The following is a 905-nucleotide window of genomic DNA, read 5'->3' on the forward strand; positions in this document are numbered from 1 at the left end:
GACCAGCAACACCCGGGACACCATTCCTGCCTCATTCATCATGCCTGCCCCTCCCCGAGCCCGATCCTAACGCGCGACTGCGCCCTTGGCGAGCGCTGCCAGGGCGGGGGCCAGCCCCCGCATCCCCGGAGTATTTTCAGCCTGGTGATGATCAAGGGAGACAGCCCCGAGAGAGGCAACCTAAGTCCGATCCAGGGGCGTTGCACGCGCCCCATGGCAAAAGGAGGGCGCCTTTCCGGGCACCCCCTTCATGCGCATCACCAGGCTGAAAATACTCCGGGGGGAGTCGCGAAGCGACGGGGGGCAGCGCCCCCGCCTCCTTCTACGTCTCGCCATCCGGCGACGGGGGCAGCGCCCCCGCTTCCCTCTGCGTGTCGCCATCCGGCGACGGGGGGGCAGAGCGACGCACTACGCCCTGTGCATCGCCCTGGTCCATGGCCATGTCGTTGACCGGCGACGAGGCCCCCTACCCTTCGACCCCGTCCAGCTCGACGGTGAACTCGGCGCCCCCACCCGGCAGGTTGCGGCCCCGGATCGCGCCGCCGAAGCTCTGGACCAGCCCATAGGAGATCGACAGCCCCAGCCCCATGCCCTCGGAGGCGCCGACCTCCTTGGTCGAGTAGAAGGGATCGAAGATCTTCTCGGGGCTCTCGATGCCGGGGCCGCTGTCGGCAACGCGGATCTGCGGCCGCTCCCCCGGCAGGAGGGAGATCTGCAGCCGCTTCTCCTCGCTCACCGCCATGGCGTCGATCGCGTTGGTGATCAGGTTGACCAGCACCTGGGCCAGCCGCACCTCGCCACCCATGGCGCGCACCGGGCCGGCGGGGCGCTGCAGTTCCAGCTGCACCCCCTCTTGGCGATCCGCGCCTCGGTCATCTCGAGCGCGGTGTCCAGCACCGCGGAGA

At 69.5% G+C, this 905-nt stretch carries 1 protein-coding gene; it reads right to left on the reverse strand.

The window, feature by feature from the left end; genetic code table 11:
• Nucleotides 1-466: 466 nt before the first annotated feature.
• The coding region (locus tag OS124_RS0117100) for a sensor histidine kinase (protein WP_337459432.1) at nucleotides 467-905 on the reverse strand (439 nt) is incomplete at its 5' end.

It is taken from the genome of Oceanicola sp. S124 (assembly GCF_000220565.1).
Lineage (GTDB): Bacteria > Pseudomonadota > Alphaproteobacteria > Rhodobacterales > Rhodobacteraceae > Pseudooceanicola.